Origin of the sequence: Mesorhizobium captivum (genome assembly GCF_033977165.1) — a bacterium.
GTDB classification, from domain to species: Bacteria; Pseudomonadota; Alphaproteobacteria; order Rhizobiales; family Rhizobiaceae; genus Mesorhizobium; species Mesorhizobium captivum.
On record NZ_JAVIJB010000055.1, the window covers coordinates 20,144 to 38,784 of the forward strand.

Below are 18,641 nucleotides of genomic sequence, written 5' to 3' on the forward strand. Positions count from 1 at the left end.
ATTATTTCGTCGGGTTGATCCAGCCATTGGGCGGGCCGAAGCCGTTCATGGCATCGGCCGGCCCCCAGGTCTTCGGCGCATAGATCTGCGGCGGCGCGGTGTCGCCAAGCACCGGCCCGACGATGCGCCAGGCCAGCTCGGCCGCATCCTGGCGGGTGAAGAGCTGGCCGTTGCCGTTCATCGCATCGCCGATCAGCCGCTCATAGGGCGGCATGTCGCCTTTGGTGTCGTCGAGCGCGGTGAGTTCCACCTGCTCGCCGATCATGTCGTCGCCGGCGACCTTGCGCTGGGCGCCGATCGAGATCGCCACCTGCGGATCGATGCGGAAACGGACATAGTTGGCGTCGCCCGGCTTGATCGGGTCGAAGACGTCCAGCGGCGGCCGCTTCAGCCGCACGATCACTTCGGTGGCGTGCACCGGCATGTTCTTGCCGGCGCGGATGAAGAAGGGCACGTCCCGCCAGCGCCAGGTGTCGACGAAGAACCGCACCGCGGCGAAGGTCTCGACCGGCGAGTTGGGCTTGACGCCCGGCTCCGCCAGATAGCCGTCGAACTGGCCGCGCACGACATCGTCCTTGGCAAGCGTGCGGATGGCGCGGAGCACCTGCACCTTCTCGTCGATCAGGTCGTCGGCCGAGCGGCCGACCGGCGGCTCCATGGCTAAAAGCAAAAGGATGTTGAGCAGATGGTTCTCGATGACGTCGCGGATGCAGCCGACGTCGTCATAGAAGCGGCCGCGGCCCTCGATGCCGAAATCCTCGGCCATGGTGATCTGCACGCTCTCGACGAAGTTGCGGTTCCAGATCGGTTCGAGGAAAGCGTTGGCGAAGCGGAAATAGAGCAGGTTCTGGATCGCTTCCTTGCCGAGATAATGGTCGATGCGGAAGATCGACCGTTCGTCGAACACCAGATGCAGCACCCGGTTCAGCCAGCGCGCGGACTGCAGGTCGTGGCCGAAAGGCTTTTCCACCATGAGCCGCGCGCCGCGCGCGGTGCCGGACTGCTCCAATCCTTGCACGACGGTTTCGAACATGGTCGGGGGGACTGCCATATAGTGCAATGGCCGCTGCGCCGAGCCGAGCGCCGTCTTCAATTTTTCGAAGGTCGTGGGGTCGCGGTAGTCGCCGCTGACATAGCGCAGCAGCGAGGCGAGCTTGGCGAACAGCTTGTCGTCGATACTGCCCAGGGCGTTGACGATGCCGTCGCGGGCCCGGTCCACCAGCTTGCCAAGATCCCAAGGCTCGAAGGCGACGCCGATCACCGGCTCGGTCAGCGTCCCCTTGGCGACCATCTGGTACAGCGCCGGAAATATCTTCTTATGCGCAAGATCGCCGGTCGCTCCGAAAAGCACCAGCGTGTCGGACCTTTCCTGGCTCATGCCGTCTCTCCCCTCAGGCACCGGTCTTCGGCTTCTCGACATGGCCGCCGAAGGCATAGCGCATGGCGGACAGAAGCTTGTCGGCGAAGGCGGATTCGCCTTGCGAGGAGAAGCGGTCGAACAGCGCCGAGGACAGCACCGGCGCCGGAACGCCGGTATCGATCGCCGCCTTCAGCGTCCAGCGGCCTTCGCCCGAGTCCGACACCCGGCCGCCGAATTGCGTGAGCGCGGGGTCGTTCTTCAGCGCGCCGGCGGTGAGGTCGAGCAGCCAGGAGCCGATGACGCTGCCGTGCCGCCAAACCTCGGCCACTTGGGCAAGGTCGATATCGAATTGGTAATATTGCGGATTTTCGAGCGGACTGGTCTCGGCATCCGCCGTGCGGCCGCGCTTGCCAGCATTGGCCGATTTCAGGATGTTGATGCCTTCGGCATAGGCGGCCATGACGCCGTATTCGATGCCGTTGTGCACCATCTTGACGAAATGGCCGGCGCCGCTCGGCCCGCAATGCAGATAGCCAAAGGCCGCGGTTCCGGCGTCCTTCGGCGGGTTGGAGCCTGGGTCGGCGCCGGGCGCCAGCGTGGCGAAGACCGAATCGAGAAGCTGCACGGCTTCATCGGGGCCGCCGATCATCAGGCAGTAGCCGCGCTCCAGTCCCCACACGCCGCCGCTGGTGCCGACATCGACAAAGTTGATGCCCTTGGTTGCCAGCTTCGCGGCCTGGTCGACGGCATCGTGATAATAGGAATTGCCGCCGTCGATGACGATGTCGCCGGGCTCCATAAGCGCTGCCACCTGGTCGACGATCTTGCCGGTGATCGCGGCCGGCAGCATCAGCCAGGCGCAGCGCGGCTTGGCGAGCTTGGCGACGAATTCTTCCAGCGAGGCGGCGCCGATGGCGCCGTCCTTGACCATGCCGGCGACGCTTGCCGAATTGATGTCGTAGACGACGCATTCGTGGCCGTCGCGCATCAGGCGCCGCACCATGTTGGCGCCCATCCTGCCCAGTCCCATCATTCCGATCTGCATGGTGTCATCCTAATAGCTTGAGGAAGAAGAAATCTTACTGGCTCTGTTCGTTTTGATCATGGTCTCGGTCCGAAAACCGGTTCCCACTTTTCACGACCATGATCTAGTCCGAAGGATCGACGCCGACGGTGAAGTCGACATTCTCCCAACGGCTGGCTTCGGGCCAGAAAAAAGTGAAGACGATCGTCGATCCCGGCTGCAGGTCTGCTACGGCCAAGTCGACGAGATGGACGCCGAAGGCGTTCTCGGCCGTCTTGTCGTCCTGCACCGTCAGCCATTTGTCGCTGCTCCAGTGAACCACACCGCGCGCTGATAGTTCCACGCGCAGGACCTTGCCGGCGGGAATGGAGCGAATCTTGTTGTTGAAGCGCCATGCGCGGAACGGCGAGACGGTCTTTCGCTTGATGTAGCGTTCGACGCCCTGCGGCGGCATGTCGAAGACCTTGCCGTCGCGCAGCGAGCGCAGGAGCTTGATATGCTCGGCATGCGCCCAGACCAGCGGCATGGCGCTGCCGGACGGCGCGCCGAGCCGCAATTCGCGCTCCGGCACGTCGGGCCTGTCCCAGACCTGCTCCGGCAGAAGGCCGCCCACACCGGCGTAGCGCTCGAAGGTTTCCAGCAGTTCGGCCGCTTTGTCGGGCCGTCCCGCCGCCAGCTCGTAATGGGCGCGCTCGCCGGCGAGCAGCGGCCATGGCCGGCCACGGCCGGTGCCGTCGAAGGGCGCGCCGTCCTCGTGCTCGCCATAGCCGTCGCCGGTGTAGCGGTACCAGAGCGGGCCTTGCGGTAGCTTACAGCGTAACTCGGCATCGATGGCTTTGATCGTGTTCAGGATACGCGGATCGTCCGCCGCCCTCAGGCCAAAGCGGACCAGCGCCAGCGCGTCGGGGCTGATGATCGCTTCGGCTGGCTTACCGGTGTCGGCCGGCGGGCGGTTCTTGATCGGCACGAAGCCGTCCTTGGGCGAGGCGGCCCCGGCTCCGTCCGGAGGCGCGATGCGGACATAGTAGCCTTCGATGCTTTCCCTGGCGCAGAGTTCGGTGCCGGTGACATAGGTCCAGCGCTCTATCTCTGCGTTCCAGCAATCGGCGGTCTCGCGCAAATACTTTGCCGGCGCATTTTTGCCGCAGGCATCCAGCATGTCGGCCGCCCCAAGCAGCGCCGCGATCTCGACCGCCAACGTAAAGGGGCTGTAGCCGGCATCCTCCTCCCAGCGGTCCTGCCCGGTAACGGGGCCGTTGCGCACGACATAGGAGGCCGCGCTCTCGATCATGGCTAAGAAATCGTCGAGCTCCGCGCGCGGCAGATGGCCGCCGCGGCGGAGCGCATCAGCGAGCAGCAGCGGAAAGGCGCATTCGTCCATCTGGATGCCCGGCCAATAGGGCGTGCCGCTCGACCAGCAATTTTGCGGCCAATGGCCGTCCGGCTGCTGGATCGAGCGCAGATAGGCGAGGATCTGCATCGCCTGCCTGGCGTCGCCAGCGGCGAGGAAGCCGCCCGCCGTCTCGACCAGGTCGCGCGGCCAGATCAAATGGTAACCGCCGAGATCGTCGTCGCCCTTGTCGAAGCCCCACGGGATCGAGAGGCTGGCGACGGCGGCTCCCGGCCTGGCGACCGACAGATGCGAGGCAAGTACCGCGGTACTGACGCGATAGCTGTTCAGGCCAGAGGCAGCTTGCCGGTCGAGCTTCTCCAGCCCGGCCTGGAATTTCCGCCAGTTGGCGGCATAGGTCTCGGCGGCCGCCTCGAAGTCCTGCTTGAGACCGCCCAGCGCGATCTCCGCCGCCTCTTCCGGCCAGGCGCCGAAGCCGAGCGCCAGCAACGCCGTGCCCTTACCCGCCGAGAAGCCGATCTCGCCGGTCAGCGCCACGTTGCCGTCCTCCGCGCGCTCAAAGGCAGGGTCGAGCCTGCCGCCGTTGTGGAGCTGCTGCCAGCCGTCGGAGACGCCGACATAGCCGGCCGAGCAGGCGCCCCAGGGCAGCGAGCAGGCCAGCGCGACGGAGACGCCGCGACCTGATGCAAACAGCACGCGATGCCCCTTGTGCTCGCCAACCCAGGCCGTGTTGCCCGTGCCGGCATTGACCAGATGCGGCGCGAGCAGCGCGTAGACGCGATAGTCCGGGGCTGAGCCCTTGAGCGCCGCGAAGGTGATTTCCTGCAGCAGGACAGGCTGTTTCGGATCCGTAAGGATGCGCTTTTCTATCCGGTAGGAACCATCGGCCGCCTTGTTGGCCAGGCGGTAGGCGGGCACGCCGTCCTCGAACGGCTCGATCACGTGCACGGCATCGCGCTTCTCTTCCGAGAAGGAGCCGCCGGGACCGATGACGATCAGCCCCATGTCGCGCGTGCAGGCGCTGTCGAGGCGCGGATAATAGATCTCGTTCAAAATGCCGTGGCTGATGGTGAACCAGAGCGGGCTTTTCGCCCAAAGCGCGGTGCCGACGCCGCTCTTGGCGCTTGACGTCCAGCGCGCGGGTATTCCCGGGGCGCCCTGTGCAACAGTCAGCGTCGCTGCCATGCCATGCGATCTCCTCGGCCATCCCTAAACCAGGAGCCGCAGGCTTTTCAATCGTCGCACCTGAAGTTGATCGCTTGCCGCCGCGGGGGCCATCGTTGACAGCGGCACTATCAAGCGCTCACTATTTCGCAAGCAGGGAGGAATGCGGGAAGCAAGACTTGAGGCCGCGCCATATGGCTTGGCGTTGCGCGTCTTTCCGCGACATTCATCCAAGGCAAGGGAGGAGACATGTCGGAGGTATCTCCCCAGCTGATCGACCGGCTGCTCGCGATCTCGCGGGCTTTGGCCGGGCATATCGATCCCGGCTCGGCGTTCCGGGCAACGGCGATCGAAATCGGCACGCTTATCCCGCACGACCATATCGACCTGGCGGTGCTGTCGCTCGATGGGCGCATGCATGCCTGCTACGAGGCGGGCTTCCACACCAGCTGGAGCGATCTGGCGCAGCATCCGGTCGAGGGCAGCCCGATCCGCCGCGTGCTGCGGGGTGAGACGCCTTATCTCCTGACCGACAATGCGCTCGTCGACGATCGCTTCCATTTCGAGGGGGCCTTCGACGGGCCGATCTTCGCCGCCAAGCTGCGCAGCCGCATCATCGTGCCGCTCAGGGCACGCGGCACCGTCGTCGGCGCGCTCAATATCAGCCGGCACGAGGCCGGCTGCTACACGCAGGCTGACGTCGACGTCGCCCAGCAATGCGCCGATCTCATCGCGCCCTATATTTTCGCGCTGATCCAGACCGAGGAAGCGCGCCGCGCAATGCTCGCCGAAAGCGAGGCGCGCAACCGGGCGGAGCTGCTGAGGGTCGGCGCCTCGCAGCTGACCGCCGGCATGGAGCGCGAGCGCCGCCGCATGGCGATGGACCTGCACGACCAGACGCTCGCCGACCTCGCCCGCATCGCGCGCCAGGTCTCGGCCTTCCGCAGCCGCGGCGTGGCGCGGACGGCGCAGCTTGCCGATCTCGAGCAGGAGGTGGCGGGTTGCCTGGCGGAGCTTCGCCACATCGTCGACGATATGCGGCCGAGCGTCTTGGAACTGTTCGGCCTGCGCGATGCCGTCGAGGCGCATCTCAACCGCAGCGTCGCCAGGGCCAAGCCGCCGATCGCGGTGCGCATAGCCGACACCAGCGACGGCAGCGCCGACGGCCTGTCGGAAACGCTGCGCACGGCGCTCTACCGGATCGTGCAGGAAGCCATCAACAACGCCGTGCGCCATGCCGGACCAAGCCGCATCGAGGTGCAGCTGGCGTCGACGCCAGGCACATTCAGCGTGACCGTGACCGACGACGGGCATGGCTGCGGCGCGGTCGATCCCGCGGCTCAAGGCGGCATCGGCCACATGCATACGCGGGCCGCCCTTGTCGGGGCGCGGCTGCGCTTCGAACCGGCCAGCCGCAAGGGCGGCACGCGGGTCGTCATCGAGATCGACCGCGAGCCCGAAGAGGGCAAGGGTTCGGCACGCAGCACTGCGGCGGCGGAAGGCCAGCCGGTGGCGGAGGCGATCTGATGCTGGTCATGATCGCGGAAAATGACGGCCTGCACCGCAGCTTCGCGCGGCGCACCGTCGAGCAATTGTGGCCCGGCGACGTCGAGGTGATCGAAGCTGGCGACGGCGAGGACGCCATCAATCTGGCGGCCGAGCGGCAGCCGCCGCATGTGGTGCTCGACCTGCAACTGCCCAAGGCGACCGGCATCGAGGTGGCCCGGGCCATCTGGAGCCGGCGCGCCGGCACGCATATCCTGTTCTGGTCCAACTTCGCCGACGAAGCCTATGTGCGGGGCGTGGCGCGCATCGTTCCGCCGGGCTCGGTCTATGGCTATGTGCTGAAGTCGGCGACGGAAGAAGGCATGCGCTCGGCGCTGCGCGGCGTGTTCCGCGAGGGGCATTGCATCATCGACCGCGAGATCCGCGGCATCCAGCACCGCGTCCAAGACCGCTTCGAGGGCATCACCGACGGCGAGTATGAAAGCCTGATCGACATCGCGCTCGGCCTGACCGACAGGGCGATCGCGGGGCGGCGCGGCCTGTCGATCCGCGGCGCGCAGAGCCGCATCAAGCATGTCTACGACAAGCTGGGCATCGTGCCGCCGGAAGACGGCGCTGGCGAAGCGTCGGTCTTCAACTCGCGCACCCGCGCCATTTATCTCGCCATGGCGCGCGGCCTGATCAACATCGACGCGCTGCGGCGGGAGCAGGAACAGCTCGACGCCTGGCTCGCGCAGGCGACGCCGCTGCAGGAACAGTAGCCTTCGGCTTCCGCCGACTGTGCGAAACCACAGTCGGCGCTGCGCTTAGACCCGTATCGCCCGGCTCGCATCCCGACTACGTTTTGTCCGACAAGAACAAGAATAACGGGAAGCGCCATGCCGTTCGTCAGCATACGGATACTCGAGGGCCATTCGCAAAAGCGCAAGAACGAGATCTCGCGCCGCGTCACCGAAGCGATCAGCGAGGTCGCCGAGTTGCCCATGGAAGCGATCTGGGTAGTGGTCGAGGACGTGCCGGGCAGCGACTGGTTCGTGGCCGGCAAGCCGGTTCGCGAGCCGAAGGGCTCGTAATGTCGATCCCGGCGCGCGCCCGTCATTCCGGCTTCGGCGACGTCGTCGGCAATGCGGCGATGGAGCGGCTTGCCACCGGCTACGGCTTCATCGAAGGGCCGGTCTGGCATCCTTACGAGAAATGGCTGGTTTTTTCCGATATTCCGCAAAGCCGCATGTACCGGCGCAGCGTCTCCGGCGAGATCGAGTTGTTCCGTGCGCCCAGCCACAAGGCCAACGGCAACACGCTCGACCGGCAGGGACGGCTGCTGACCTGCGAGCACGCAACCAGCCGTGTCACCCGCGCCGAGCCGAACGGCGCGACGACGGTTCTTGCCACCCATCACCAGGGCAAGCAGCTCAACAGCCCGAACGACATCGTCGTCGCCACCGGGGGCTCGATCTATTTCACCGATCCGACTTACGGCCGGGCGGAATTCTATGGCGTGCCGAGGCCGCAGGAGCTGCCGTTCCGGGGCGTCTACCGGATCGACGGCGACGGCGCGCGGCTGACGCTGTTGGCCGACGACTTTGCGCAGCCCAACGGGCTCTGCTTCTCGCTCGATGAATCGAGGCTCTTCGTCAACGATACCGAGCGCGGCCACATCAGGGTGTTCGGCGTTGAAGCGAACGGCGATCTCAACGGCGGCGCGGTTTGGGCGGTGACGGAAGGCGACGGGCCCGGGGCGCCCGACGGGATGAAGATCGACAGCCGGGGAAACCTCTATTGCACCGGCCCGGGCGGCATACACGTGTTCGATGCCTCGGGCGACCTTCTCGGCGTCATCGCGACACCGGAAGATTGTGCCAATTTCACCTTCGGCGATGATGACCTCAGAAGCCTCTACATCGCCGCCTCGACCTCGCTTTACCGGCTGAGGGTGCGCGTGCCGGGGCTGAGATTGTTTTGAGCGGGCGCGCTCGGATCGGATTGGAGTGAAGCCGGCCCGCAGGGGCCGACGGAAAGTGCAGCAGTCAACACATCTGGGAGGATATGACATGAAGAAACTACTGATCCTGAGCGCCTTGGCAGCCATGCTCGCCTCGGGCACCGCGCTTGCCGACACGAGCGGCAAGAAGATCGCCTTCTCCAATAACTATGCCGGCAATTCGTGGCGCCAGGCGATGCTCGACAGCTACGGCATCGTCACCAAGAAGGCGGTCGAGGACAAGGTGGTGGCAGCGGCGGACGTATTCACCACCGCCGACAAGGAAGTGCCGACCCAGGCCGCCCAGGTGCAGAACCTGATCCTGCAGGGTTATGACGCCATCGTCATCAACGCCGCCTCGCCGGATGCGCTCAACGGCGCCATCAAGCAGGCCTGCGATGCCGGCATCATCGTCGTCTCCTTCGACGGCACCGTCACCGAGCCCTGCGCCTACCGCGTCGTCGTCGACTTCAAGGACATGGGCAAGCAGGAAGTCGAGCAGATGGCCAAGTTCCAGCCCAAGGGCGGCAACCTGCTGGAGATCCGCGGGCTGGCCGGCACTTCGATCGACGATGCCATCCATGCCGGCATTCTCGAAGGCGTCGCCGCCCATCCGGAGTTCAAGATCGTCGGCTCGGTCACCGGCGACTGGGATCAAACCACGGCGCAGAAGGCCGTGGCGACCATCCTGCCGTCGCTGCCGGATGTCGTCGGCATCGTCGACCAGGGCGGCGACGGCTATGGCGCGGCCCAAGCCTTCGCTGCCGCCGGCAAGCCGCGCCCGACCATCATCATGGGCAACCGGCAGGACGAGCTGAAGTGGTGGAAGGAGCAGAAGGAAAAGGACGGCTACAAGACCTGGTCGGCTTCGATCGCGCCGGGCGTGTCGACTCTCGCCTTCTGGGTGGCGCAGCAGGTGCTCGATGGCCGCAAGGACATCCCGCACGATCTGCTGGTGCCCTATCTCGCCTTCACCCAGGACGATTTCGAGGCCGCGCTGCCGAACATCAAGGAGGGCGGCGTCGCCACGCACGAATACACGCAGGAAGACGCCATCGCGGCCATCAAGGTCAACATCAAGCAATAGCGGCGCGAAATTTGCCAGCCGCATCGCCAACCGGATAAAAGTTGAGGATGCTCCAGGCTATTGCAGATATCGTCAGGCTGGACGGCGCCGAAAAGCATTTCGGCGCCGTCCGCGCCCTTAACGGCGTCGACTTCCATGTCGGCGCCGGCGAATGCGTCGGGCTGGTCGGACACAACGGCGCCGGCAAGTCGACGCTGATGCATATGGTGGCGGGCACACTGCGGCCCGATGGCGGGCAGATCGCCGTGCGCGGCAATCAGGAAGCCGCCTATTCCGTGGCGCGCGCGCTCGAGCTCGGCATACGCTGCGTGTTCCAGGAGCTGTCGCTCTGCCCCAATCTCAGCGTCGCCGAAAACACGCGCATCAACCATCCCTCGCTCGCCGGTTTCGGCTGGCGGCGCAAGGCGGCCGGCCTTATCCAGGCCAAGCTCGACGAGATCTTTCCGGACCACGGCATCGCGGCGGACGACATTGCCGGCGACCTGTCGATCGGCCGGCGGCAGATGGTGGAGGTGGCGCGCGCCTTCACGCTGACGCGCGAACCGCTGCACCTGGTCATCCTCGACGAGCCGACCTCGTCGCTCGACGCGCATACGGCGCGCCAGCTGCTCGCCTTCGTGCGCCGCTTCGTCGAAGCGGGCGGCAGCTGCATCCTGATCTCGCATGTGCTGGGCGAAGTGCTGCAGAATGCCGACCGCATCGTGGTGATGCGCGACGGCAAGGTGGTCGCGGCCGACGCGGCAGGTGCTTTCGATCGCGACAAACTGGTCGCCGCCATGGGCGGCGCCGAGGGCCACCAGAAGGCCGCCGCCGAGGCACGGAAAGCCGAAGCCGGTGCGCTGCGGATTAAGGCGCGCCCGGCGCGGCAGCAGGACGGCAAGGAGCTTGTCGCCCGCGCGGGTGAGATCATCGGCCTTGCCGGTCTTGCCGGGCATGGCCAGACCGACCTGCTGCTCGCGATCTTCTCAGCGGCGTCGCGCGCCAAGGCCGGCGTCGAGGTGACCGCGCCGGTGGCGCTGGTTGCCGGCGATCGCCAGGCGGACGGCATCTTCGCGCAATGGTCGATCGCGCAAAACATCGGCATCCGCTCGCTTCAGCGCCTGCGCAACGGCCTGTTGATCTCGCCGCAGCGCGAGGCGGAGCTCGCCGAATCCTGGAAGCAGAAGATCGGCATCCGCACGCCGGATATGAACAACAACATCTATTCGCTGTCGGGCGGCAACCAGCAGAAGGCGCTGTTTGCGCGCGCGCTCGGCTCCGACGCCGAGATCGTGCTGATGGACGATCCGATGCGCGGCGTCGACATCGGCACCAAGCTGGAAGTCTACGGCCTCGTGCGCCAGGAGGCAGCCAAGGGCCGCACCTTCCTCTGGTACACGACCGAAACCGAAGAGCTCGACAATTGCGACCACGTCTATGTCTTCAAGAACGGGCGGATCGTCGCCAATCTGAGGCGCGACGAGCTGACGGAGGAAAAGATCATCCAGTCCTCGTTCGGCGATGCGGCCTGACATGACGGCGATCGCTCCCGGCACGCTCCCGAAAACCTCGCCGCGCGGCGGCGCGGCCAGGGCGCGCATGCTGCGCGGCCTTTTGCCGGCGCTGTCATTGGCGTTGGTGCTACTTGCGATCGCCTGGCTCAACCCGCGCGCCATCAGCTATTTCGGCTTCAATTTGATGCTCAACCTGGCGATCCCGATCGCTCTGGCGACGATCGCGCAAATGTTCGTCATCGCCGGCAATGAGCTCGACCTGTCGATCGGCACATTCGTCGGCTTCGTCGGCTGCGTCACCGCAACTTGGCTTCGGGACGCGCCGTTGCTCGGTATTGTCGTTCTGATGGGTTCGATCGGCGTCTATGCGCTGCTCGGCGCGCTCATCCATCTGCGCAACCTGCCGTCGATCGTGGTGACGCTCGGCATGAGCTTCGTGTGGCAGGGGCTCGCCATCCTCATCCTACCGAAGCCCGGCGGCAAGGCGCCCGACTGGCTGCTTTCGATCATGTCGTTCAAGCCGCCTTACATTCCATTTCCGATCCTCGCTGCGCTGCTCATCGCGGCCGTGGTGCATTTCGGCCTGATGCGCACCTCCTACGGCGTCATCCTGCGCGGCTCCGGCGGCAATGGCGCGGCGCTGAGGCGCGCCGGCTGGTCGCTGCTCCGCACCAAGATCGCGCTGTTCGCGCTGACCGGCCTGTTCGGCGTGCTCTCCGGCATGGCCTTGATCGGCATCACCACCTCGGCCGACGCCAATATCGGCAATGGCTATACGCTGCTGTCGATCGCCGGCGTCATTCTCGGCGGCGGCGAGTTCGTCGGCGGCCGCGTGTCGCCGATCGGCGCGGTCATCGGCGCGCTGACGCTGGCGCTCGCCGCGTCGCCCCTTCTGACCTTCATGCACATCCCGCCCGACTGGCAGGTCGCCGCCAACGGCGCGATCCTGATCATCGTGCTGGCGGCGCGGGTGCTGATCAGCCGCAGGGAGAGGTGAGCCATGGCCTCCGTGCGGATGCTGCTCGAAAAACCCTGGCTCTGGTCCTTCGTCGGTGCGCTCGTGGTCTGGCTGGCCACCATCGCCTTCACCGGCGGCTACGGCGCCGGCGGCATGGTCACGGCGGCGCTTTCGCTGGCCGTCTTCACCGTCATCGTCGGCGTCGGCCAGATGTTCGTCATCACGCTCGGGCCCGGCAATGTCGACCTGTCGCTGCCGGCCAATATCGGTCTCGCCAGCGCTGTGGCGATGAAGGTGATGGGCGGCAGCGATTCGATGATCGTCGTCGGGCTGCTTGCCGCGCTCGCTTGCGGTGCGGCCATCGGCGCCATCAACTACCTGCTGATCTGGGCGCTTCGTATTCCGCCGATCATCGCCACGCTGTCGGCGAGCTTCATCATCCAGTCGGTCGACATCAGCTATGGCCGCGGCCTGCAGATCAAGCCGCCGCCGGGCTTCGCCGATTTCACCAATTGGCAAATCCTCGGCATTCCGGTGCTGGCGATGTTGACGGTGGTCTTCACCATCGGCGCGGCGCTTGCGCTGCAGCGCATGATCTACGGCCGCTCGGTGCTGGCGATCGGCCAGAACATCCGCGCCGCCTGGCTTGCCGGCGTCAATGTCGGCCGCATCCGCTTCCTCACCTACACGCTGTGCGGCGCACTGGGCGGCATCGATGGCGCATTGCTTGCCGGCTATTTCCGCGGCGCCAATGTCGATATCGGCAACGAATACCTGCTCGCCTCGATCGCGGTCGTGGTCATCGGCGGCACCTCGGTCGCCGGCGGCAAGGCCAACGTGCCCGGCGTCTGGGGCGCCGGCCTGTTCCTGGTGCTTCTGCTCACCATGCTCAACACCTTCGGCGTCAGCGCCGGGGTGCGGCTGGTGCTGACCGGGCTGATCATCGTCGGGGTGATCACGGCGGCGGGTGGGGAAAGGGCTGTGCGCTGATATTCAGGTGAGGCCGGCCTGCAAATGGCGGCCTCCTGCGCTTCCGGTGCTCACGTACTTAAGTACGCTCCGCTCCGGTTCTCGGAATCCACCATTTTCGACTCGGCCTGACCTGAATCTCTGCCGAACTCACCGACGCTCGGCGCCAAATAGCGACTGAGCATCAGGACAACCATTGCGCCAGCGCAACATCCGGTTCCCATTCAGGGCGCGGCCTAGTAAACCCTCCCGGTCACAGCCGATCTCGGGAGGTTCCGCTTGTCCAGTTTCGTCAGCGTCGCGAACGAGAACGGCGTGGCGGTGGTCACCATCAACAACCCGCCGGTCAATGCGTTGAGTTTCCATGTCCGTAAGCCGCTTTATGAGGCGCTCGCCGTGTTGCGCGACGATCCCGCCGCCAAGGCCATCGTCATCGCCTGCGCCGGGCGGACTTTCGTCGCCGGCGCCGATATCACCGAATTCGGCAAGCCGGTCGAGCAGCCGGAGCTGCGCGCCATCATCGCTTTGCTGGAGACCATCGCCAAGCCGACGATTGCCGCCATCCACGGCACGGCGCTCGGCGGCGGATTGGAGCTGGCGCTCGGCTGCCATTTCCGCGTCGCCGATCGAGGCGCCAAGCTCGGCCTGCCCGAGGTGACGCTCGGCCTGCTGCCCGGCGGCGGCGGCACCGTGCGCCTGCCGCGCCTGGTCGGTGCCGTCAAAGCGCTCGGCATGATCGTTTCCGGAGCGCCGATTTCGGCCGGCGAAGCAAAGGCGACGGGCCTTGTCGATGAGACCTTCGACGGCGATCTATTGGCGAACGCGGTTCGTTTCGCTGACGAAATGGCCGATCGAGGCGGGCCGTTCGTGCCGGTACGGGATCGCAACGAGCGCCTTGCCGAAACCGATCTTGCCGCCTTCGACGCCCAGGCGGTTGACCTCGCCAGAAAAACGCGCGGACTGGAAGCGCCGCTTGCCTGTGCGAAGGCCGTGCGCAATGCCATCGCGCTACCCTTCGACGAAGCTCTCGCCGCCGAGCGGCAGCTTTTCGCAAAACTCGTTTCGGGCGACCAGTCGCGGGCGCAGCGGCATCTGTTCTTCGCCGAGCGCGAGGCGGCGAAGGTGCCCGGCAAGGACTTGCAGAAGCGCAGGATAGAACGCGTCGGCATCATCGGCGCCGGCACGATGGGCGGCGGCATCGCCATGGCCTTCGCCAATGGCGGCTTTCCGGTGACCCTGCTGGAGACCGGCGAGGAAGCGCTGCAGCGCGGACTGGCGATGATCGAGAAGAACTATGCCGTTTCGGTCAGCCGCGGCTCATTGACCGAGGAAGCGAAGCAGCAGCGGCTCGGTCTGTTCAAGGGCAGCACCGACTATGCCGATCTTGCAGATTGCGACCTCATCATCGAAGCCGTGTTCGAGGATATGGCGGTGAAGAAAGAGGTGTTCGGCAGGCTCGACGCAATCGCCAAGCCTGGCGCCATCCTTGCCAGCAACACCTCCTATCTCGACGTCGACGCGATCGCCGCCTCGACGTCGCGGCCGCAAGACGTGCTCGGCATGCATTTCTTCTCGCCGGCCAATGTCATGAAGCTGCTGGAGATCGTGCGCGCCGAGAAGACCGCGCCCGACGCGCTCGCGACGGTGACCGATCTCGCCCGGCGCATCGGCAAGGTAGCGGTCGTCGTCGGCGTCTGCCACGGTTTCGTGGGCAACCGCATGCTGTCCGCGCGCGGTGCGGAAAACGAAGCGCTGCTGCTGGAAGGCGCGACACCTGCCCAAGTCGACAAAGCGTTCACCGATTTCGGCTGGCCGATGGGACCGTTCCAGATGGGCGACCTCGCCGGCCTCGACATCGGCTGGCGCAACCGCAAGGCCCGCGGCCAGACGGCGGTGATTGCCGATACGCTGTGCGAAGAGGGGCGGTTCGGCCAGAAGACCGGCCGCGGCTGGTATCGCTATGAGAGCGGCTCGCGCGAGCCGCTTGCGGATCCCGAAGTCGAGGCGCTGATCCGCGCCAAGGCGGCCGAACGCGGCATCGAAGCGCGTGCTATCGGTACGGAAGAGATCATCGAGCGCACGCTCTATCCGCTGGTCAACGAAGGCGCGAAGATCCTTGAGGAGGGCGTTGCGGCGCGCGCGTCGGACATCGATGTCGTTTGGGCGAACGGCTACGGCTTTCCGGTGGGCAAGGGCGGGCCGATGTTCTGGGCCGGGCTTGAAGGGGCAGCCAGGATCATCGAGCGGCTGGAGTATTGGCACCAGCGCACCGGCAGGGCGATTTTCGAGCCGGCGCCGGTGTTGAGGAGGTTTGCCGAGACGGGGCGCTGGGAGAGCGCTCGCGGATAGTGCGGTTACGCCGCGTTCCTTCGCGCCCCCCTCTGTCCTGCCGGACATCTCCCCCACAAGGGGGGAGATCAGCTGTCGCGGCCGTCTTCGCTAATTTTCAACGTTGCAGGAATGAGCGTGGCGCCCAAGCTGCCAATCTCCCCCCTTGTGGGGGAGATGGCCGGCAGGCCAGAGGGGGGTGCTGTCCCGCCGACCTTCCCGGCTTGCTCGCAGCGACCACTGCCAAATTTGACCATGTGGACAAAACTCGGGCGCCGTTCCATAGTCCTGGCGTCTGACATTTTTTGAACGGCCGGCTCGACACGGCCGTCGAGCAGAGGGGAACTTCAATGGAAAACGAACGTAGTAAAACCCAACGCGCCGGCTTGTCGCGGCGCAACGTGCTGGAACTCGGCGCGCTTGGCCTCGCAGCGGCGGCGCTGCCGGGCGTGGCCTTCGCAAAGGACAAGAAGCTGAAGGTGGCGGCGATCTTCGCCACGCCGATCGAGGAGCCGTGGGACAACCAGATCCATGTCGCCCTGCAGAAGGCCGAGAAGGAACTGGGCATCGAATATAAATGGTCGGAGAAGGTGCAGACCGCCGACTTCAGCCGCGTGATGCGCGAATATGCGCAGGGCGGCTACCAGCTGGTGCTGGGCGACGCCTTCGCCGCCGAGCGCGAATCGCGCCGCACGGCAAAACAGTTCCCGAAGACGGCCTGGCTGTTCGGCTCCGGCGCCGGCCCGGCCGAACCCAATTTCGGCGTCTTCGACAACTGGATCCACGAGCCCGCCTATCTCTCCGGCATGATCGCCGGCAAGATGTCGAAGGCGGGCACAGTCGGCGCGGTCGCGGCGATGGGCATCCCCGAAGTGAACCGGCTGGTCAACGCCTTCTTTGCCGGCGCCAAGGAGGTCAATCCGAACGTCAAGAAGAAGGTCGCCTTCATCGGTTCCTTCTTCGATCCGCCGAAGGCCAAGGAGGCGGCGGTGGCGCAGATCGATGCCGGTGTCGACGTCATCTACGCCGAGCGTTTCGGCGTCATCGAGGCGGCGGTCGAGAAGAAGATTCTTGCCATCTCCAACATGTCCGACCAGTCGAGCCTCGGCCCCGACACGGTCATCACCGGTCCGATGTGGGACATGTACCCGACGGTCGAGCAGGCGATCAAACTGGTCAAGGCCGGCGTCTTCACCGCGCAGGACTATGGCGACTTCTCGCGCATGGCCAAGGGCGGCTCCTATCTCGCGCCCTACCACAAGTTCGACAAGACGCTGCCGGCGGAGGTCAAGGAGCTGGTCGAGAAGAAGAAGGCCGAGATCCTCGAAGGCAATTTCCGCGTCGACGTCGACGAGAACACGCCGGTCTCGGATTGAGCGCTTTGTGGCTTGGGGTTGGCGCCTAGCCACCCCCCTCTGCCCGGCCGGGCATCTCCCCCTCAAGGGGGGAGATTGGCAGCTTCACCGCTGGCTACATCTTTCGTGGCTGGAGATTGGCGAAAGCCGAAGTGACATCTGATCTCCCCCCTTGAGGGGGAGATGGCCGGCAGGCCAGAGGGGGGTGCGACGGGCACGCCCTTCCAGGTCAGGCCGACCCAAAGTCAACCCTTCGGGAGCACCCTTGTCCGCCCCTCTGATCGAAATGCGCGGCATCACCAAGAGCTTCGGCGCCGTCAAGGCGAACGAGGCCGTCGATCTCAGCGTCGCGCCCGGCGAGATCCTCGGCCTGCTGGGCGAGAACGGCGCCGGCAAGACGACGCTGATGAACGTGCTGTTCGGTGCCTATGCGCCGGATGCCGGCGAGATCCTGGTCGAGGGCAGGCCGGTCGCCATCCACAATTCGGCCGATGCGCTTGCAGCCGGCATCGGCATGGTGCACCAGCATTTTCATCTCGCGCCGCGGCTGACGGTGCTGGAAAATCTTTTGATCGGCATTGCAGGAAAAGCCGGCCGCATCGATCGCGCCGGCGGGCTGGCGCGGCTGAAGGAGATCGGCCGTCAGTATGGGCTCAGCCTCGATCCGGACCTGCCGGTGTCGGCGCTGTCGGTCGGCGAGCAGCAGCGGCTGGAAATCATCAAGGCGCTGTTTCGCGGCGCAAGGCTTTTGATCCTCGACGAGCCGACGGCGGTGCTGGCGCCGAGCGAGGTCGACGGCCTGTTCGCCGCCTTGCGCTCGATGGCGGGGCAAGGGCTCGGCATCATCTTCATCTCGCACAAGCTCAATGAAGTCCGAGCGCTCACGCATCGCTGCGTCGTCCTGCGTCACGGCAAAGTCGCCGGCCGTGTCGATCATCCGGCAAGCACGACCTCGGCCGAGATGGCCAAGCTGATGTGCGGTCACGAGATCGTGCCGCCGACAAGAGAGGCTTCGACGCCCGGCGCCTCCGTGTTGACGCTCGACGGCATTTCCACCTCCGGCCATGCCGGCACGCCGCTGCGCGATGTCTCGCTCTTTGTCCGGGCGGGCGAGATCCTCGGTATCGCCGGCGTCTCCGGCAATGGCCAGCGGGCACTGGCCGACGTCATTTCCGGGATGCTGCCGCCCAAGGCCGGCACGGTGACCATAGCCGGCAAAACGGTTGCGCAGTTTTCGCCGCGCGAGCTGCAGGCGCTTGGCCTCGGCCGCATCCCCGAGGATCGTATGACCACCGGCCTGGTCACCAACCTGCCTTTGGCCGACTCCATGGTGCTGCCGCGCATCGGCACCGAAGCCTTCAGCCGCAAGGGGTTGCTCAATCCGCTTGCGATCCGCGCCTTCGCCGAAGCTCAGATCAAGGCCTATGACATACGCTGCCCGGGGCCGATGGTGCGTGCCGGCGCGCTGTCCGGCGGCAACCTGCAGAAGGCGCTTCTGGCGCGCGAACTGGCTTTCGATCCAAAAGTGCTGATCGTGTCGCAACCGACGCGCGGCCTCGACATCGGGGCCGCGCGGTTCATCCACGAAAAATTCCTCGCCATGCGTGCCAAGGGCTGCGGCATCATCGTCATCGGCGAGGATCTCGAGGAGTTGCTGATGCTCTCGGACCGCATCGCGGTGATGTACGAGGGCCGCATCGCCGGCGCGCTTTCGGGTGCGGATGCCACCGTCGCGAGGCTCGGCCTGATGATGACCGGCGCGGAGGGAAGGGCGTAGAGCATATGAGATTGGCCCCAACCGACTCGCCCTTGCTCGGCATGGTCGCCGTCAAATCCTCATCCCGAGGCGGTCGCGTCAGGCTGATTTCCGACGTCGGCGCCGCCCCTCACCTGCCTGCCGGCATCCTCTCCCCGTATAGTGACGGGGAGAGGGCGCTGTCGCCGATGGTTTCGCCAATCGCCGGCGTAGCAGATAGGCGCCGGCGTTGCGGCCAGCCCCTTTCTCCCCGTCACTATACGGGGAGAAATGCCCGGCAGGGCAATGAGCGACTATCTGAGGTGTCAA

General features: G+C 65.8%; 14 protein-coding genes. 11 read left to right on the plus strand and 3 right to left on the minus strand.

Translation table 11 applies throughout. The features are described 5' to 3' along the window. Position 1 precedes the first annotated feature (1 nt). From zwf to RFM40_RS30145, 3 genes are all read right to left on the minus strand, one after another. Positions 2-1,378 carry a glucose-6-phosphate dehydrogenase gene (gene zwf, locus RFM40_RS30135; RefSeq protein ID WP_320278793.1) on the minus strand — a complete coding sequence of 459 codons (1,377 nt, stop codon included), beginning with the start codon at positions 1,376-1,378 and terminating at the stop codon, positions 2-4. A gap of 13 nt (positions 1,379-1,391) precedes the next feature. Then, entirely contained in the window at positions 1,392-2,405 is a 1,014-nt protein-coding gene (gene gnd / locus RFM40_RS30140) for a phosphogluconate dehydrogenase (NAD(+)-dependent, decarboxylating) (RefSeq protein WP_320278794.1), read from the minus strand. A gap of 103 nt (positions 2,406-2,508) precedes the next feature. Next, positions 2,509-4,920, minus strand: coding sequence for a glucan 1,4-alpha-glucosidase (locus RFM40_RS30145; RefSeq protein WP_320278795.1), 2,412 nt, complete (start codon positions 4,918-4,920; stop codon positions 2,509-2,511). A gap of 228 nt (positions 4,921-5,148) precedes the next feature. Here RFM40_RS30145 and RFM40_RS30150 point away from each other — a divergent pair, with 228 nt between their 5' ends. The 11 genes from RFM40_RS30150 to RFM40_RS30200 all read left to right on the plus strand — a co-directional run bounded on the left by RFM40_RS30150 (position 5,149) and on the right by RFM40_RS30200 (position 18,353). Then, complete coding sequence (locus tag RFM40_RS30150) at positions 5,149-6,426, plus strand: GAF domain-containing sensor histidine kinase (RefSeq protein ID WP_320278796.1); 1,278 nt, start codon at positions 5,149-5,151, stop codon at positions 6,424-6,426. Further along, complete coding sequence (locus RFM40_RS30155) at positions 6,426-7,166, plus strand: response regulator transcription factor (RefSeq protein ID WP_320278797.1); 741 nt, start codon at positions 6,426-6,428, stop codon at positions 7,164-7,166. Before RFM40_RS30150 ends, RFM40_RS30155 begins: the two co-directional genes overlap by 1 nt. A gap of 117 nt (positions 7,167-7,283) precedes the next feature. Continuing rightward, positions 7,284-7,478, plus strand: coding sequence for a tautomerase family protein (locus tag RFM40_RS30160; RefSeq protein ID WP_320226804.1), 195 nt, complete (start codon positions 7,284-7,286; stop codon positions 7,476-7,478). Continuing rightward, positions 7,478-8,368: an SMP-30/gluconolactonase/LRE family protein gene (locus tag RFM40_RS30165; RefSeq protein ID WP_320226803.1), complete on the plus strand. Its 891-nt coding sequence runs from the start codon at positions 7,478-7,480 to the stop codon at positions 8,366-8,368. The genes RFM40_RS30160 and RFM40_RS30165 overlap by 1 nt, the downstream gene beginning before the upstream one ends. 88 nt (positions 8,369-8,456) lie before the next feature. Continuing rightward, positions 8,457-9,473 carry an ABC transporter substrate-binding protein gene (locus tag RFM40_RS30170; RefSeq protein ID WP_320278798.1) on the plus strand — a complete coding sequence of 339 codons (1,017 nt, stop codon included), beginning with the start codon at positions 8,457-8,459 and terminating at the stop codon, positions 9,471-9,473. A gap of 47 nt (positions 9,474-9,520) precedes the next feature. Continuing rightward, on the plus strand, positions 9,521-10,984 hold the full coding sequence (locus RFM40_RS30175) for a sugar ABC transporter ATP-binding protein (protein WP_320278799.1): 1,464 nt from the start codon (positions 9,521-9,523) through the stop codon (positions 10,982-10,984). 1 nt (position 10,985) lies between these two features. Beyond that, positions 10,986-11,963 carry an ABC transporter permease gene (locus RFM40_RS30180; protein WP_320226800.1) on the plus strand — a complete coding sequence of 326 codons (978 nt, stop codon included), beginning with the start codon at positions 10,986-10,988 and terminating at the stop codon, positions 11,961-11,963. Positions 11,964-11,966: 3 nt separating this feature from the next. Further along, positions 11,967-12,914 (plus strand): ABC transporter permease, encoded by a 948-nt coding sequence (locus tag RFM40_RS30185; RefSeq protein WP_320226799.1) that lies wholly within the window; start codon positions 11,967-11,969, stop codon positions 12,912-12,914. Between the two features lie 258 nt (positions 12,915-13,172). Then, positions 13,173-15,242: a 3-hydroxyacyl-CoA dehydrogenase NAD-binding domain-containing protein gene (locus tag RFM40_RS30190; protein ID WP_320278800.1), complete on the plus strand. Its 2,070-nt coding sequence runs from the start codon at positions 13,173-13,175 to the stop codon at positions 15,240-15,242. Positions 15,243-15,571: 329 nt separating this feature from the next. Further along, the gene (locus RFM40_RS30195) at positions 15,572-16,597 is read left to right on the plus strand and encodes a BMP family protein (RefSeq protein WP_320278801.1); all 1,026 of its coding nucleotides are present in this window, start codon (positions 15,572-15,574) and stop codon (positions 16,595-16,597) included. Between the two features lie 244 nt (positions 16,598-16,841). Continuing rightward, positions 16,842-18,353, plus strand: coding sequence for an ABC transporter ATP-binding protein (locus RFM40_RS30200; RefSeq protein WP_320278802.1), 1,512 nt, complete (start codon positions 16,842-16,844; stop codon positions 18,351-18,353). Positions 18,354-18,641: the final 288 nt, after the last annotated feature.

Coding starts and splice junctions, on each gene's coding strand:
- zwf (WP_320278793.1), bottom strand. CDS start 1,378: ATGAGCCAGGAAAGGTCCGACACGCTGGTGCTTTTCGGAGCGACCGGC.
- RFM40_RS30180 (WP_320226800.1), top strand. CDS start 10,986: ATGACGGCGATCGCTCCCGGCACGCTCCCGAAAACCTCGCCGCGCGGC.
- RFM40_RS30160 (WP_320226804.1), top strand. CDS start 7,284: ATGCCGTTCGTCAGCATACGGATACTCGAGGGCCATTCGCAAAAGCGC.
- gnd (WP_320278794.1), bottom strand. CDS start 2,405: ATGCAGATCGGAATGATGGGACTGGGCAGGATGGGCGCCAACATGGTG.
- RFM40_RS30155 (WP_320278797.1), top strand. CDS start 6,426: ATGCTGGTCATGATCGCGGAAAATGACGGCCTGCACCGCAGCTTCGCG.
- RFM40_RS30170 (WP_320278798.1), top strand. CDS start 8,457: ATGAAGAAACTACTGATCCTGAGCGCCTTGGCAGCCATGCTCGCCTCG.
- RFM40_RS30195 (WP_320278801.1), top strand. CDS start 15,572: ATGGAAAACGAACGTAGTAAAACCCAACGCGCCGGCTTGTCGCGGCGC.
- RFM40_RS30175 (WP_320278799.1), top strand. CDS start 9,521: ATGCTCCAGGCTATTGCAGATATCGTCAGGCTGGACGGCGCCGAAAAG.
- RFM40_RS30165 (WP_320226803.1), top strand. CDS start 7,478: ATGTCGATCCCGGCGCGCGCCCGTCATTCCGGCTTCGGCGACGTCGTC.
- RFM40_RS30150 (WP_320278796.1), top strand. CDS start 5,149: ATGTCGGAGGTATCTCCCCAGCTGATCGACCGGCTGCTCGCGATCTCG.
- RFM40_RS30185 (WP_320226799.1), top strand. CDS start 11,967: ATGGCCTCCGTGCGGATGCTGCTCGAAAAACCCTGGCTCTGGTCCTTC.
- RFM40_RS30145 (WP_320278795.1), bottom strand. CDS start 4,920: ATGGCAGCGACGCTGACTGTTGCACAGGGCGCCCCGGGAATACCCGCG.